The 15,717-nt window shown below is 51.4% G+C and carries 9 protein-coding genes; 1 reads left to right on the top strand and 8 read right to left on the bottom strand.

Translation table 11 applies throughout. From position 1 onward, the window contains the following. Positions 1 to 18: 18 nt before the first annotated feature. From GCU44_RS04045 to GCU44_RS04030, 4 genes are all read right to left on the bottom strand, one after another. Positions 19 to 1,425 carry an aminopeptidase P family protein gene (locus tag GCU44_RS04045; protein ID WP_241684833.1) on the bottom strand — a complete coding sequence of 469 codons (1,407 nt, stop codon included), beginning with the start codon at positions 1,423 to 1,425 and terminating at the stop codon, positions 19 to 21. Between the two features lie 80 nt (positions 1,426 to 1,505). After that, entirely contained in the window at positions 1,506 to 2,423 is a 918-nt protein-coding gene (locus GCU44_RS04040; RefSeq protein WP_154854140.1) for a dihydrodipicolinate synthase family protein, read from the bottom strand. A 78-nt stretch (positions 2,424 to 2,501) separates the two neighbouring features. Next, complete coding sequence (locus GCU44_RS04035; RefSeq protein ID WP_154854138.1) at positions 2,502 to 4,730, bottom strand: S9 family peptidase; 2,229 nt, start codon at positions 4,728 to 4,730, stop codon at positions 2,502 to 2,504. Between the two features lie 254 nt (positions 4,731 to 4,984). After that, positions 4,985 to 5,860: an AraC family transcriptional regulator gene (locus tag GCU44_RS04030; RefSeq protein WP_154854135.1), complete on the bottom strand. Its 876-nt coding sequence runs from the start codon at positions 5,858 to 5,860 to the stop codon at positions 4,985 to 4,987. Between the two features lie 176 nt (positions 5,861 to 6,036). Between GCU44_RS04030 and GCU44_RS04025 the strand changes: the two genes are divergently transcribed. Further along, positions 6,037 to 7,608: an L-serine ammonia-lyase, iron-sulfur-dependent, subunit alpha gene (locus GCU44_RS04025; RefSeq protein WP_154854130.1), complete on the top strand. Its 1,572-nt coding sequence runs from the start codon at positions 6,037 to 6,039 to the stop codon at positions 7,606 to 7,608. 62 nt (positions 7,609 to 7,670) lie between these two features. Here the strand turns inward: GCU44_RS04025 and GCU44_RS04020 are convergent, their stop codons facing one another. The 4 genes from GCU44_RS04020 to GCU44_RS04005 form a co-directional block, all read right to left on the bottom strand. Continuing rightward, positions 7,671 to 10,406 (bottom strand): DUF6797 domain-containing protein, encoded by a 2,736-nt coding sequence (locus GCU44_RS04020; protein ID WP_154854127.1) that lies wholly within the window; start codon positions 10,404 to 10,406, stop codon positions 7,671 to 7,673. Positions 10,407 to 10,475: 69 nt separating this feature from the next. Next, positions 10,476 to 11,996 (bottom strand): sulfatase family protein, encoded by a 1,521-nt coding sequence (locus GCU44_RS04015; RefSeq protein ID WP_241684832.1) that lies wholly within the window; start codon positions 11,994 to 11,996, stop codon positions 10,476 to 10,478. A gap of 197 nt (positions 11,997 to 12,193) precedes the next feature. Continuing rightward, positions 12,194 to 13,954, bottom strand: coding sequence for a hypothetical protein (locus GCU44_RS04010; RefSeq protein WP_241684831.1), 1,761 nt, complete (start codon positions 13,952 to 13,954; stop codon positions 12,194 to 12,196). A 232-nt stretch (positions 13,955 to 14,186) separates the two neighbouring features. After that, complete coding sequence (locus GCU44_RS04005) at positions 14,187 to 15,665, bottom strand: SusD/RagB family nutrient-binding outer membrane lipoprotein (RefSeq protein ID WP_154854124.1); 1,479 nt, start codon at positions 15,663 to 15,665, stop codon at positions 14,187 to 14,189. Between the last annotated feature and the right edge of the window lie 52 nt (positions 15,666 to 15,717).

The following is a 15,717-nucleotide window of genomic DNA, read 5'->3' as shown; positions in this document are numbered from 1 at the left end:
TGGCTCCCGGGAGCCACCTTAACCCGCGTTGCTACGAAGGGATTCAACTTCGTCGGGGGAAGTTTCCAGTGGCATACCCAAAAGCTCCGAACCATTAGACGTAATCAGAAAATCATCCTCGATCCGAATACCACCAAAATCACGAAAATCGGCCAATTTTTCGAAATTGATAAAGTCCCGATGCAGGTTTTGGGCATTCCAGGAATCCATTAGTTGGGGAATAAAATAAATACCCGGCTCCACTGTGAGCACCTGCCCTGCTTCCAGTTCCTTGCCAAATCGCAAGGATTTTAGGCCAAATTGGCTGCTTTTCTGCAATTGATCCGTGTATCCTACGTACGACTCACCCAAATCTTCCATGTCGTGTACGTCCAATCCCATCAGATGACCCAGGCCGCAGGGAAAGAACATGGCGTGCGCTCCTTGTCGTACGGCCTCCTCTACATCACCCTTCATAAGCCCCATGGTTTTGAGCCCTTCGGTAATCTTCCGACAGGCCAGGAGGTGTACATCCAGAAAACGTACGCCTGGCCTCAACGCGGCAATTGCCGAACGGTGCGCCAGCCATACGATCTCATATACCTCTCGCTGTACTGCTGAAAACCGCTTACCGACCGGAATCGTGCGGGTAATATCGCCGGCATAATGCATGGCTGTCTCGGTACCAAAGTCACCGAGTAGCATTTTTCCCCGCTCCAGGCGGTTGGCATACCGGTGGTTGTGCAAGGTCTGCCCATCGGTGGTAATGATGGGCGGAAACGAAAGGCTACCTCTTCCCGACAATGTTTCCCCGGAGACCATTCCTAGCAATTCGTATTCGTACATGCCCGCTTGGGTGCTTTGCATGACCTTGCGATGCACGTTTACGGTATGGTTCACTGCTTTGGTAATCTCACGGACTTCCTCGGCTGATTTAATCGATCGTAACGCCGCAACGGCCTTGATGAATTCCACAGAAACCCGGTCCTTAATTTGGGCGGCTGCAAGGCCCAGCCAGTCCATCAGCTTCAGGGTATTTTCCGGCCGGTAAGGGGGTAGAAAATGAATTCTACACTGGGCGGATTTGGCCAGGAAGCTGCCAATATCTTTGGATGGTCTCACTTCTTGTACCCCGACCAAGGCCGCCAAATCTACCAATTTGGGCTTTTCTCCATGCCATACCAGCTCTTCGGTAGACAGCTCGTCTCCAAAGAGGATCACTTGGTCCTCCTCCAGGTCCGCCACTGCTACCAGACCCGGCAAGTCCAGCCCAAAAAAATACAAAAAGGAACTATCCTGCCGGAAGGGATACCAGTTGTCTTTAAAATTACTACTACTTTCTTCATTACCTAAAAACAATAAAACCCCGCCTGAGACGGATTTCATCAAGTTGCGTCGTCGTTCCTGGTAGGTTTCTTTTGAAAATAAATCCATGGTTCGTTCCATACAGTTTGGGTGCACCAAGCCGGTGCGGGTAGAAATACCCGTGTGTAAATCTCTATAAAATTTCCTGGCTTACCCAACGCTCACAGGGTCATTTTTTGCCAGGTCGGTAGATCGGGCCGTACAGCAAGCGAATCTTCGATAATTTTCCAAATTTGCTTCCGTTCTTCCCCGGACAGCATCAGCCGCGGTGCCCGTACGTATTCCGTTCCCAAACCGGTGGCGACCTCTGCCAACTTGATATATTGCACCAGTTTTGGGTGAATATCCAATTCCAAAAGTGGGAAAAACCAACGGTAGATTTCCAATGCCTCTGCAATTCGCCCTTCCTTTACAAGGCGATAAATGGCCACAGTCTCGTAAGGAAACGCACATACCAGGCCGGCTACCCAGCCATGCGCCCCGAGTACCAGGCTTTCCAGGGCCAATGGATCTACACCTGCCAGGATTTTGAACCTATCTCCAAAACGGTTGATCATCTTGGTAATCAGCGTGAGGTCTCTGGATGAGTCTTTGACAGCTTGTATATTCTTACACGATGCCAATTCCTCAAACATGTCCGGGGTTACCAAAATCTTATAATCGATGGGATTGTTGTAAACCATGATGGAAAGGTCGGTGGCAGCCGCAACTTCCTTGAAAAATGCAAGCGTTTCGCGCGAATCCGCGTAGTACCGCATGGGCGGCAAAACCATCAAGCCCTTGATGCCACTTTCCTGCGCGGCCTGTGCCAACTCCACCGCTTTTTTCGTGGATTGCTCAGCTATGGTCAGTACTACTGGAATTTTATCAGATACCAGTTCCACGGTGGATTGTACCAGTACCTCTTTTTCCCGGTCGCTGAGCGTACTTGCCTCACCCAGACTACCGCCGATGATGATTCCATCGATTCCCGCTTTTAGTTGTACCTTGATATTGGCATGAAAAGCGTTTAAATCAAGCTTGTCATCCGAAGTAAATTTGGTGGTAATCGCTGGAAATACTCCTTTCCATTTTATCATAGCTTTTTATTTAAGAGTTTCAACATAGCCTACTGTTTTGCATTCAGGGTTAGTATAAACGCATTTTCAGGGCTCCGCCTAACGGGGTCCCGGTTCCAAATGTTCTATCCAGAATTTTTTCATGGTCTCTCGCACGTGAAGGGAGGTGTTTTCTCGTTCATTGATCCCATGCGCCCGCATCGGGTATACCATCATGGAAAACTGCTTGTTATACTGAATCAAACGATCTACCAACATTTCAAAACTTTGGTAGTGTACGTTGTCATCGGCCGTGCCGTGCATGATAAGCAGATCGCCCTGCAGGTGCTGGGCGTGATGAATGGGAGAACCATCCCGGTATCCCTCCGGATTGTCCTCCAGGAGCCCCATGTAGCGTTCCTGATACGTGGCATCGTACAGGCGCTGATCGGATACGAAGGATACCGCAATACCAGTTTTGTACACGTCTGGGTAGCGGAACATACAGTTTAAGGTCATCTGACCTCCACCGCTCCATCCCCAAATTCCCACGCGGGATGCATCGATAAAGTCATGGGAGGAGAGGATCTTTTGAGCGGCTGCATGCTGCTCCTCCGCGGCCAGAATGCCTATCTGCCCATAAATGGACTTTCGCCAATCCCTGCCGCGTGGAGTTTTGGTTCCCCGGTTGTCAATACTCACGATCACGTAACCCAGCTGCGCCAGGTACTGGTGCCAAAGATCCCCGTTCATCCAGCTGTCCTGCACAGTAGATCCCGCGGGCTCGCCGTACACGTAGAGTAACAACGGATACTTCTTGGTCGGGTCAAACGCAATGGGCTTGATCATAAATGCATCCAGGACCAGCTCACCAATATCCACTTTGATAAACTCCTTCGGACGCAGTCCGAGAGCATCGTATTTTTCCTTAAGCGCCCGATTTTCTTCCAATATCCGTAATTCGCGATGGGTAGGAAGTGCTACCAGCGAAATACGCGGGGGTCTGACCGCATTGTGATAGGTGTGTATAGCAAAGCGTGAGTCGCCCGAAAGCTGATAGGCATGCTGTCCGGGAAGATCGGTAGGTGTAATTCGCTCAGCCGGCCCCGGTCGGTCTATCGGGCTTCGGTACAGGTACCGTTGGGTGAAATTATCAGGAGAGGCGATGTAATACACATACCCTCCCTCGGGATCGATGTGACTGATTCGTTCCACGTCGAAATCCCCCTGGGTGAGTAAGGTAATGGAAGATCCATCGCGGGATACCTTATACAAATGCCTCCATCCGTCCCGCTCACTGGTCCAGGTAAAGTACTGCTGTCCATCCAGCCAAATTAAGTTGTCGTGAATGTCCAAAAAGGTTTCTTCTTTTTCTTCCAGCACCCGGGAAAGCGACATGGTAGTGATATCCCCCACCCAAACGGTATTGGTATTCTGCCGCCGGTTTAGCTGTTGGATCAGCACCTCGTCAGAATCCGGAATAAAATCCATCCGGGCCAGGTAATTGTTTTTTGGGTCGCCCGGAACTGCAAACCACCTGCTGTCTCCTCCCTCAGCAGAAACCACACCGATTTTGACGGTTGATAGCTTGCTTCCGACTTTGGGATAGGGTAAGGGAATGGGTTGGGAATACACCGAGTCAATGTTATTTATCAGGTAAAAAGTCCCAATGTCGCGCGTATCGGAATGCCAGTAGGCGATGTGCTCCCCGTCGGGACTCCAGCGAAAGCCATCGCGACATCCCAACTCCTCCTCGTATACCCAATCAAAGGTACCGTTGATGGTATTTTCTCCTCCATCGTTGGTGAGTGGAATGATCGCTCCACTTTCCAGGAATTCAACGAAAATATTGTTTTTGCTTACATAGGCGACGCGGGAACCGTCCGGAGAGAACTTGGCAAACATCAGACTGGACCCCGGGAGTCCCCTACCAAGCTGCCTCAATGCTTTTGTTTCCCGATCCAATACCCAATAGTCACCCCGGGTATGGTACCGCCATACCTTTCGCGTGTTGGTAAAAAGCAGCAACTTCCGGTTATCCGCCGACCAGTGGTAATCGGCTATCTGCAAAGGTGCTGTCTGACCTTCCGGAATCAATTCTTCCGCAGACACAAGAAGGCTTCGCCGGCCTGAGGCTGCATCGTACCGAACCAGGTCGTCCCCGTCTACGTCTGCATTCTTTTCAATACTTGAATAGCCCTTCGAATCCCGCATCCATCGAATGGGGCCGAATTTGGCAGCAGCAAATGCATTGTCCCGGTAGATATCCTCCAGGCTAAAACTGCGTTGGGAGAAACCGACTCCTGAAAGGATAAAAAAATACACCGAAAGAAAGACGATCTTATTCATTTGCAGACACGAACTAGTTGCACACCTAAACCCAGTCAGCGTATACGCCTATGCATTCCAATCTCCTGGAATACCGCTCGCTAACTACAGGCATAAAGATAGGCGCTTCCAATAGATTTACTATTCCATCATTTTATCCAAAGGGTATGGTATTTTAACGAAAAACAGGAAACTCACGCCGATGCAACCCTTCGCCAGGCAGTAATTTTTATTTGCCTGCTTCTCGGTATTCGGCACAAGCAATCCATCGGAAATCAATTCGATTGTTTCAGGATATTGTTTCTGTATTCAAGCGGCGTCATACCGGTGACACTTTTAAAATGTTTGTGGAAGTTGGAAAGGTTGTTGTAGCCGGAACTGTAGCAACATTCGGAGGTATTGAAATCATCCTGGTACAAGAGGCGGCAGGCATTGGCTATCCGAACTTCTATCAAAAACCGGGAAAAGGTCTTTTGGCTTTTGTACTTAAAATACCGGCAAAAGGCCGTCGGCGACATGTTTACCAATGCCGCTACTTGTTTGAGGCTGATCTTTTCGCTGAAATTTTTCCTTACGTAATCAAAAACCAGGTTTATCTTGGGTAAATTCTCCTGTACGGAATGTAAGGGAATGCCCAGAGATGAAATAAAATGGAGGTTGTTGTCTTTAGATATGCATTCAAGGATATCCAACAGCCCCAGAAATCGTTCAAACGAATTTTTTTCGGGAAGCACGGCCAGTTTTCGGCTGAGTTCTGTTTGTTTGGAATCGGAAACCTTCACCCCATACACCGAAAAATCAATCAATCGCTGTATGGCATAGGCTTCCGGTATATCACTTAGGGAACTTTTAAGCACATCCTGATTAAAGAATACCGAGACGGCCTTTGCCTTAGGATGCCCGCTACCGGCATAGGCAAAGTTTTTGTTTCGAAATACGTGTGGAAGATTCTTGCCAAAAAGGTAAATCTCCCCTTTCTTAAAGGGGATGACGCTTTCCGCAACAAACAGGGAACCCTCCCCTTCCCGGATCAATGAAATCTGAAACTCTTCGTGGTAATGGATGGGTTCGAAAAAATTATCCAGGTCCCAACATTCCACCCGGATGGTCTCTTCTTTTAATCGGGGTACTTTAAAGTGTAATGGCTGCATGGCTTAAGGAACAATGGTTACTCACTCGATTAATTTAGACCAAATGCAGATAGAAAGCAAAAAAGCATACAAATAATCAGCGAATTGCTAAGATAGTATACAAATTAGCTAAAATTTGAAAATGGATCGGCGGCAAATACCACTACATTTAACTACAGACCAAAACAATAGCAACCATGAACTATCCAAGTATATTTAACGACGTCGTAGGCCCGGTGATGCGGGGACCTTCGAGCTCTCACTGTGCCGCTTCGCTTCGAATCGGAAGGATCTGCCACGACCTAATGGGCGGGCGCATCTCCTCCATTGAAATAGAATTTGATCCGGAGGGCTCCCTGGCCACTACCCACAAGGAACAGGGATCGGATATGGGATTGTTTGGCGGCTTTCTGGGATGGGAGGCGTACGACGAGCGCCTGGTTCAGGCCGAGCAGCACATGGGCGCTGCCGGTATTCAAGTTACCATTTCCATCCGCGATATACAGGCCGACCACCCCAATACCTACAAAATCACCCTGACAAATCCCTGGGAGACGCATCAGGTAACGGCCATTTCTACCGGCGGAGGCATGATTGAGGTGATTGAGATCGACGGGGCCGCGGTTTCTTTTGCAGGTGACTGCTACCTGACGCTGATCTACACCAACGATCCAGCTGGCACAATAAACTACTTAAGTCATGCCTTACCGGAGGTAGATGGTCTGGAAATACGGACCGGCGAGCCATCCTATATTGAACTAAAAGCACAACAATTTCCGGAGGAAGCGGTCCTAGGGGAACTGGAACAACTTGAAAACGTGTCCCAGGTCAAACGAATACGGCCCGTTTTGCCCGTGCTCACCGCCAAAAATCAACAAGTTCCCTTTATTACCTGCGAGGAAATGTTGGCCTATAACGAAGGCAAGGACTTATCGCTTTGGGAGCTGGCCCTTCGGTACGAAAGCATGCGTGGTAACATTTCGGAACAAGAGGTACTGGACAAAATGGACGACATCCGGAAAATCCTCAAGGATGCGGTGAGCACCGGCCTGAAAGGGACCGAATACCAGGACCGGATCCTGGGTCCACAATCCGTGAAATTCAAATCGCTGATGGAAAGCAAAAAGCTTGTGGATGGAGACGTGCTGAACCGAATCATCATGTATGTGTCCGCAATCATGGAAGTAAAAAGCTCCATGGGAGTAATCGTGGCCGCACCAACCGCCGGCTCCTGCGGGGCCATGCCCGGTGCTGTACTGGGAGTTTCGGACTCCTTGGGCTTATCGGAAGAGGAAACGGTAAAAGCCCTGCTAATTGCAGGCCTGATCGGTGTATTTATTGCGGCCCATTCTACCTTTGCTGCAGAAGTGGGAGGCTGCCAGGCAGAATGCGGCTCGGGCTCTTCCATGGCTGCTGCCGCGCTGGTATACCTGGCCGGGGGCCAGCTACCCCAAAGTATTTCCGCGGCTTCCATGGCCTTGCAAAGCTCCCTGGGCATGATCTGCGATCCCATAGGCAACCGGGTGGAAGCCCCCTGCCTAAACAAAAACGTGATGGCCGCCTCCAATGCCCTTTCCTGCGCCAACATGGCACTGGCAGATTACGACCATTTGATTCCCCTCGACGAAGTCATCGAAACCATGTACGAGGTGGGCAAAAGCATTCCCAATACCCTGCGCTGCACCAACCTGGGTGGGCTATCCATTACGAAGGCCGCAAAAGAAATCGAACGAAAACTCGGACAAGGCCAATTTTATAAAAGCTGTTAAAAATTCATACAAAATAGCGAATTAACCCCTCCAGCCCAGGTATGTGACTGGAGGGGTTTCTGTTACAAGGAAGATGCCTCTCCCAGCTTGTGAATGGTGTTTTGAATCAATCCTTCCACGGCTTCGCCGCTTTCGCTTTCCAACGAATAGTGGATCTCCATCACCCATGTGGGTTGAATACCAGGGATTTTTAGCTTTACCGATTTTCCATCCCGACCCAATTCGGCCGCCTCCAGGGGCAATTCCTGTTCGTTGTAATGCTTGGATCCGTACTTTCTTGACCGCAGTAAATCCCAGGTAGCAACGGTAAAATTGCCCAAATTTTCTACGCTGTTTTCATCCAGTTTTTCGGTAAAGGTTAGTAGCACCCCATCTTCCTGGGCCTGAATTCCTACCGGCAGATTCACCGGGGTATCGGTCATGCGAATGCGGTAGAGTCCTCCCAATTGGGGCTGCGTCGAACCCCAGGCAGATAGCCCACAAAGATACAAATGACCGTCTTCCGGATTGAACCGACCCCGCATCACGCCGGTGGCAAAACGAGGTAAGGGAAGCTCTACAATCCCTCCCTGTACCTGACCGTCCAGTTTTTCAAATGGAACCAGATAGATCTTTCCGTAACCATACGAGAAACTGAGCAGTTTACCGTTCAAGGCTCCCCATTTTTTACTATCCACCCAAAGCAATTCGGAGGGCGATCGATCCCGCTCCCGCTCTACCCACACCAGCGGCTGTTCCATTCCGGAGTCGGTGCTATCCGCCGGTGGATTAAACCCAAACATGTTCCCATAAAAACCGCCCTCTTCCACCCAGTTGATGCGGTTCATGGGGTTCCAGTGCCCCTCCTGATCGGTGACAATAAAGGTACCGTCCGGATTGAGGCAGACCCCATTGGCCGCCCGAAATCCCGTAGCAATAATGTCCGTGCGCTCCCCATCGGGACTGACACGTAGCAAGGTCCCGTGCTGCGGTACCAGGGGTTCTCGGGCATGACGGGCACTCTTGGCATAGTACAGATTCCCTTCTGCATCGGCTTGCAAGCCCATGGCAAACTCATGAAAATGGTCGGTCACCTGATGATCGCTGTTGAAGCTTTCGTAAAAGTCGGTTTCTCCATCCCCATTGTAATCCTGCAGCCGGACGATTTGGTCCCGGCAGGTTACAAAAATTTCTTCGTTAATTACCTTGATTCCCAGGGGCTGGAATAGCCCGGAAGCGATTCGCTGCCAGGTTAGTTTTCCCTCGTTTTCGGTAAATCCTTCCACCAGCCAAACGTCTCCATCCGTGGCACAAACCACGCCTTTGTTTCGGTCTTTGAAAAAATCCAGCCCACTCAAGCGCAGCTGGTTTTTCCAGGGACTGTTAAACGGTGGATTCAAAATATCTACCTGAAAAGCACCCTCCTGCTCCCCCGGTATTATGGCCGTCTCCAGAAGTTGCGGATAGCGGGCGGGCCCTCCACTGATAAACGCCGATAACGATTCGGCGGGAGCGGCATTACGGACGTACTCCTGCAGGCCTGTAAAGCCCGGTGCCGCCAGAAATAGCTTGATCTTGATTGGGTCAGTATCCGTGACATGCAGTAGCTGGTAGCCGTTTTCCTCTACCAGCTCCGCTCCTGACCCCCTCAGGGCTACTTCTGTTCCCACTGGAGCCACCCGCATTTTAAGTAATTCACCCGAAGGGCTGAGGTTCAACGTTCGGGTAAAAACGGGTCGATCGCCAGAATACGCAACACCGAATGTCTCCAAAACAGGTGTATCGCCTACGGTATAAGAAACGATTGTCCGGTCTTCGTACGCATACAGCCCTTTGTACTGTGCCCAATCCCGGGGAAGGGGGCCGAATCTGCGTCCGTCCCGGGCCTGAAACCGGGGATCCTCAAACGTTCCGCTTCGAGGATGCGCCCAGCCGGGGCCGGTTTCGTTTTCGAAGTGAAGTTCTCCGATCGTTCTCGGCGAAATGTTGTGTTTTTCGTTGAAAAGAATGGCTTCCCAGTCGATAAAACCCTCTCCTGTCCAGCCGCCGGCTACCCGCATCAGGTCGTGATCAAATAGCATCCAGGCATTTCCTGCAGCCACGCCCCCGCTTCCTTCGTCCAGTCGAACGGCAATGCCTTTATAGGCAAAATTAGCCTTGCTAAAATCCTCATCCGGGAGCGGCTGCACCGGCCCGGTGGACCGCTGCCTGGGGGCTGCATCCGCCGGTACCAGTTCGTAGGTGTTGATCAGAAAATTACCGTAATCCATCTCCGCCCAGGGCTTGTATTCCCGGGGTTCCGGCCCCATGCTGCTGCCAGCAGGCAAACCTGCCAGGTACGCTTCGTTCAGGGCAAGGTATTGGGTGGGGTTTTCCGGGGCCACAAACGTTTCGCGTATGTAGTGAATAACGTCGTATTTTTCCACAGGCGTCAGGTTTACCTGGGGAGGCATGGCACCGTGACCGCGGGTAAGGGTCTGGTAGATGGAATAGGGATCGTTTCCCACCTTAAACGTGCCCTCCCAAAATTTAAATGCCGTCGGCAAGGATCCCTGCTGTTCCGGATCCCCATGGCACGTGGCGCAGGTATTCGTATAGATGTGTTCTCCGGTACGCATGGACTCCCCGTGCCTGTCGCCAAGGGCTTCCAGTAATCCTCTATGATCGATGTTTTTTTCGTAAGCCGGTAGATCGGATTCCTGAAGGATAAAACCATCAGGCGAGATTTCCATGGTGGTCTTCTTGTCGGAATTGTTTTCGCAAGCCAAGGCAATAAATAAGAAAACAAGCGCCTGTTTTGCATTAAATTTTAACTTCATGGGTTTTGTCAACGATTCTGTTCAAAAGATAAATGAAATACACCTAATAAAAAAACAACAGAGATGGGTTTAATCGGGAATCCGTCCCCACCAGGGGCCTTCGTCCCGGATGTCCAGCCAAAGTTGTTGCATTTTGGGAATCAAATCCAGCAACCGCCCGTATTCCTGCTGCGAAATATCCCGGGTTTGACCTGGATCTTTTTTAATGTTGTACAGTTCAAAGGAGTCGGGAACGGCAGTTTTCAGCCAATCCACAGCCGGATAGGTTCCCGGACCTGGCAGACCAATAAAGTCTCCACGGGCAGGGCCCAGTCTGCCCACCAACACGTACTCCGAATCGCGCATGGCCATTTGGGCCATTCCAGGCATGTCAGAAGCATTCAACAGAAAAAACCAGATAGGTAAAACTTCACGTTCGTAGTCTTTTCCGAGAAACGCCTGAAAAGCATCCGTACCATCGATGGTTCGGTCCTTCGGTATGGCGGTGCCGGCCAGTGTGCACAGCGTGGGGAGGAAATCGGTCCCGTTAAAGAGCCGATCGCTCTCCGTCCCGGCGGGAATCTGTCCGGGCCATCGAATCAAGCCGGGAACGCGATGCCCCCCCTCGTAGGGATACCGCTTCATGCCCCGCAGTATTCCGGGGGTACCAAAACAGTTGTCCCGAATGGGGTCTTCCCATTCGCCTTTGGACTCTTCCAGGGTAACGGGATATTCCGGACCATTATCGCTGGTGAAAATGACCAGGGTGGATTCGCGCAATCCTTGCTCATCAATAAAGCGCATAAACGTGCCAAAAGAATGGTCTAGCTGCGCTACCGTTCCGTAGTATTCCTTTGAATGGTGCGTCAAATCTTTGGTAGGCCGCGGTACGCCTCCGTAAGAAACCTGCCCGGATAGTTTCCGCACCTCCTCCGTATCATAAGCGCTTGCGAAGCTTTTCGGCGGATCCAGCGGGGTGTGCGGCTCGTTGGTCGAAACGATCAGGAAAAAAGGGTTGTCGGAATTCCCTCTCCCAGCGATCCAGCTGCTTGCTTCCCGGGTAACGATGTCCACGTACCAGCCCTCCATCGGACCTTCGGGAACCCCGTTTCTGACGAATTTTTCCGGGTTTTTCGGTCCTGTTCCAAAGGCATTGACGGAAGTGGCCAGGGAATAGTCAAAACCCATTTCGTTTACGGATACTTCTTCCGGCGATTCCAGCTTCGATAGGTGCCATTTGCCAAAAAATGCGGTTTCATAGCCCACTTCCTGCAGCAGTTGGGGCAGGGTGATTTCGTCTTTGCTGAGGGTCGTTCCGAAAAAGCCGGCAATGTTGTAGAAACCGCTTCGGTACCCGTTCCTTCCGGTGAGAATTGCGGCCCTTGAAGGGGAACAAACCGATGCGGCGGAATGCATGTCGGTCATGCGCACCCCTTCCCTGGCAAATTGATCCAGGTGTGGGGTTTGGATGATGGAATTCCCATAGCATCCCAGGTCTCCATAACCCAAATCATCCGATAGGAATAGAATAATGTTGGGGCGGGGCGCCTGCGGGCTTGCGGCCATCGAATGGTGGCACATACTGTTCCAGGAAATTAGCAATCCAAGCATCCATTTTTTATCGAAAAACAACGTTTCCTGCATCGAAAATATCATTAGCTAGGGCAACCAACCATAGATTGCCAATTATTTTTTTGTAAACCGAAGCCCCAAAGGCCACTGCACCGATACGGTATTGGCTTCCTGAAGCTTCTTTTGCCCAATCCTCCGGATTACAAACAGCCCGTATATTCACGGAAATCACCGGGTCATCTTCTAGCAAGTGCCGAAGTCGACCGATCCGATTCCGCAACCAATTTCCGCTCCTGACGGACCACGATGGGAACATACCCCACTTCCATGCCGGCCGGAGGACTGAGGATCAACACCGGGTCAATGGCGACCAGCCCGCCGGAACTGGGCGGTGCCATGTAGGTTTTGTCAATGGTCCAGTTTCGGTGGATCTTTTCTACCAGGGCCTGCAGCGCGGCTTTTTCTTCGGTGCTCCAGTTAAATTGCTGAAAAGAAGGCTGGTCAATAAAGCGGTACCACTTGTAGGTAACCGTTGATCCATCCTTTAGGTCTACGGAATAAGCTTCGGAAGCAGGTCCCGGATGCGCCCAGGCACCCGTAGTGGGCGTAGAATAGGGAAGCTCTTTGTCAATCCGAAAATTTCCCGAAACGATCTCGTTTCCATCCCGCCAGTTGATGTATTCCTTCTCGGTACCTGCCAGAGCGAACGTACTTTCTGTTAACTCTTCCGGGGCCTCCGCTTCCGGTATGGGCACCCGCAGGTCTCCCACTTGCTTGAAGTACTCCGGAAAACGACCCTGCTTTCCAAAGGGGTTTTCCTGCCACTGCAAACCGAAGGCGTTGGAATCGGTTACGATGGCTTCCACGACCGATTCCAGGCCGCCCAGCTTGGTGCCTCCGGCATTAAGTTGAGCACCCCCATCGAGAGAAATTTTCCTGGGACTGATATCAGGTTTCCAGGAATGGGCTTCGCGAAAGGCTCCGGAAACCGCTTCGCCTCCGTTTTTCCAGGCCTTTACGGGATTAAACAAGGCGTCTTTGGAGTAATAGGTAACGTCCTGCACGAGTAACGAACGTCCCTGCGCATCGACGGGAAATTGCAATTGGGGGATTTTAATGTACAATTCCCCTTCCGGTGTTTTCATTTCGAAGGAGGGTACGGTATTGATTTCCATGGCACCTCCTCCGCCCATGGTTCCTTCCCGGGCGTCCAACCCCATGCCTTCGATGGCGGGGTACTCTTTGGAAAGGCGACTCCACATTTCGGGAATATAAAACGCCACGGGTCCCTTAAAATTCGCGGAATTGAGAAACAGGGTCCAGCTTTGGTCGCCAGTAGGTGGTGGTCCTTCGCGCTTTTCGGTAAGTGGCAGCATCATGTGCGTATAGCCCAAAAACTTTCCTTCCAGGTCTTCCACAAAGGTGATTCCATCGGGTGGCACCAGTATACGGTTGCTAAGCTGAGCGATCCCCAGCTGGTCTTCCGGCAAGGCAGCCGCCCGGTAAAAAAAGGGCCAACCGGGAGAGGCAATTTCCGAATTGTAGCAATCGGGTACCCCGTTCATGCTGAATTTGGGTGGTCCGTAGTGGTAGCGGTTTCCCCGCCAGTAGCCCAGGCCCCCTTCCTGGGTTTGAAACACACTGGCCCAGGTAGGTCCCCGGGGTTCCCAGGTACGGGCGATGGTACCTTCGGGACAGCAGGGCATGTCCTTGTTGTCCGGATTATCCGGAATGATCCAATTGCCGGGGAGTCCGATTTGAAATCCGGCAAGGGGCTTTTCTACCAGCGGCCATACCGCTGTGTAAAAGCCTATGCCCGCACCGAATCCTTCCGGCCGCCTTGGCGAACTGTAGCCGATGTAGCCGTGCAGTCCGTTTGCCCGCTGGGAAATTTCATTGGTCGCAAGGGCCGAATTTTTCGGCTGAGGAGTGGTGGCATGGATCAGCAGACCGCTAATCCCAAGCAATAAGCCACTGACAAAGAGTCGTACATACATAGCACTTTTTGATTACATGGTTGAAGTTTTGCAGTCTGTGTACCGTGGAGCAACACGGCCCCATCCTTCGGCATGTGTAAGGCGGAACGGGATGCATGGGGTGTTGTACTCCGGACGGTGCCTCGCTAGTGGCACTGGTGCAGCACAACACCCCTGGTCATGGTAGCCAAATAGGGCAACCGAACGCTGCTCGCAGCCGATTGACCGTGTCGGCAGGCATTTGCAAGGTCACCTATTCTACCCCGGTCCGGGTATCCCACCATACCTGTATTCCATAGAAAATATCTTCCTCGACAACATCGGTCGGGAAACGTTGGTTGTGGGCAATTTCATTGGCTGGATAGGCCATGCGGAACGGCGGTCGGTTGTGGTTGGCGGCGTAGTCGTTGGAAACCTTGTCCAGCAGGGGCACATCCGTTCTGCGTACCTCCGCCCAGGCTTCCACACTTTGCTTATACAGAGCGATCCAGTTCTGCAGTCGGATTTTTTCCAGGTTAGTGGACGTACCGGAATCCCAGGCAACGCCCGGACGTTGCAAGTAATCGTCGATCAGGTCCTGGGAGATACCGTTTTCCTGAAGGGATACAGTAATGCCTGTTTCGTAGGCTTCCTGGCTATTGCCTCCAGCAACGAGGTTTCTTTCAAACGCTTCGGCTTTGATAAACCAAACCTGGGCCGCATTCATAAAGGGAGAAAAACCCTCGTCATCGTATCCAAATCGGTCTCCGATATGCGATACATTTGCCTGGGCATTCATGGGATCGCTGGTCTGTCCGATTCCCATTTTGTACCCATTGAAGAACCCATTTAGGTTCTCATCGGCATAGACCGGTAATCTCGGATCGTCCATGTCCTTGAGCCGTTCGATCAGGTCGTAATTGGTGCGGTATTGATCGTTTTTGTTGGTGGGTGTGCCCAGGCGCTGCCGCCAGGGTTCGATATTGGAACTGATCCCCGGCCAGTGCAAGTAGGCATTATCGCTGTGGTCTTCAAATACCGGGTAGGTGGAAGGATTGCCCAGAATTTGGTTCAAGACCGACGCCGCATCCTGAGGGACCACGGACGACATGCGCATGGCCACCCGCAACCGGATGGAATTGGCGAATTTTTGCCACTTTGCAATATCCCCTCCATAGATAAAATCGCCTACTCCGATTGCCGGACCACTTGGATCCAGCATGGAATTAGCTGCTTCCAGTTCTTCCAGAATTGTGTCATACACCACTGCCTGCGTGTCAAATTCCGGACTCAAAATCCCCTCTTTATCCAGTAAAAAGGCTTGTGTGTAGGGAATATCTCCCCACATGTCCGAAACCTGATGGGCCGTATACGCTTTCATGATCAGGGAAACTGCTTCCAGGTTTTGGTTTCCTTCCTCCCGGGCGATTTCCGCTGCATCCACAAAATAGGCCATGCCCCGGTACAGGTTGTCCCATTGGCTGTTATTGATATCCACCCGGAATTCGTAATCCCCGGCACCAATAGCTGCCAGTTGACCGGACCAGGTGCCCGCGTAATAAATACCGATGCGTTCGCCGAACAGTTGTCCGGCTACTACGGTCATGCCGGCACCCAGCACGTTGCTGGCAGGTACTTCCGACGGCTGATTGGGGTTGACATTCATCTCGTTCCAATCTTCTGTACAAGAAGCGAAAATCAGGGCGGAAGCGAGCACGAACCCGGTGAGTTTATAGTTGATGGTATGTTTCATTTGGAGCACATTTTAGCGAAATATTGGTTTACCTGACTCGTACAATTCCCTC

Origin of the sequence: Cyclobacterium xiamenense (genome assembly GCF_009467825.1) — a bacterium.
Lineage (GTDB): Bacteria > Bacteroidota > Bacteroidia > Cytophagales > Cyclobacteriaceae > Cyclobacterium > Cyclobacterium xiamenense.
Note: the sequence above shows the minus strand (reverse complement) of the source record. Positions and strands in the feature narration are given on the sequence as shown.

Bases quoted from the DNA above. Each gene is read 5' to 3' on its own strand.
- GCU44_RS04015 (WP_241684832.1), bottom strand. From the start codon at position 11,996: ATGCTTGGATTGCTAATTTCCTGGAACAGTATGTGCCACCATTCGATG.
- GCU44_RS04020 (WP_154854127.1), bottom strand. From the start codon at position 10,406: ATGAAGTTAAAATTTAATGCAAAACAGGCGCTTGTTTTCTTATTTATT.
- GCU44_RS04030 (WP_154854135.1), bottom strand. From the start codon at position 5,860: ATGCAGCCATTACACTTTAAAGTACCCCGATTAAAAGAAGAGACCATC.
- GCU44_RS04040 (WP_154854140.1), bottom strand. From the start codon at position 2,423: ATGATAAAATGGAAAGGAGTATTTCCAGCGATTACCACCAAATTTACT.
- GCU44_RS04025 (WP_154854130.1), top strand. From the start codon at position 6,037: ATGAACTATCCAAGTATATTTAACGACGTCGTAGGCCCGGTGATGCGG.
- GCU44_RS04035 (WP_154854138.1), bottom strand. From the start codon at position 4,730: ATGAATAAGATCGTCTTTCTTTCGGTGTATTTTTTTATCCTTTCAGGA.
- GCU44_RS04045 (WP_241684833.1), bottom strand. From the start codon at position 1,425: ATGGAACGAACCATGGATTTATTTTCAAAAGAAACCTACCAGGAACGA.
- GCU44_RS04010 (WP_241684831.1), bottom strand. From the start codon at position 13,954: ATGTATGTACGACTCTTTGTCAGTGGCTTATTGCTTGGGATTAGCGGT.
- GCU44_RS04005 (WP_154854124.1), bottom strand. From the start codon at position 15,665: ATGAAACATACCATCAACTATAAACTCACCGGGTTCGTGCTCGCTTCC.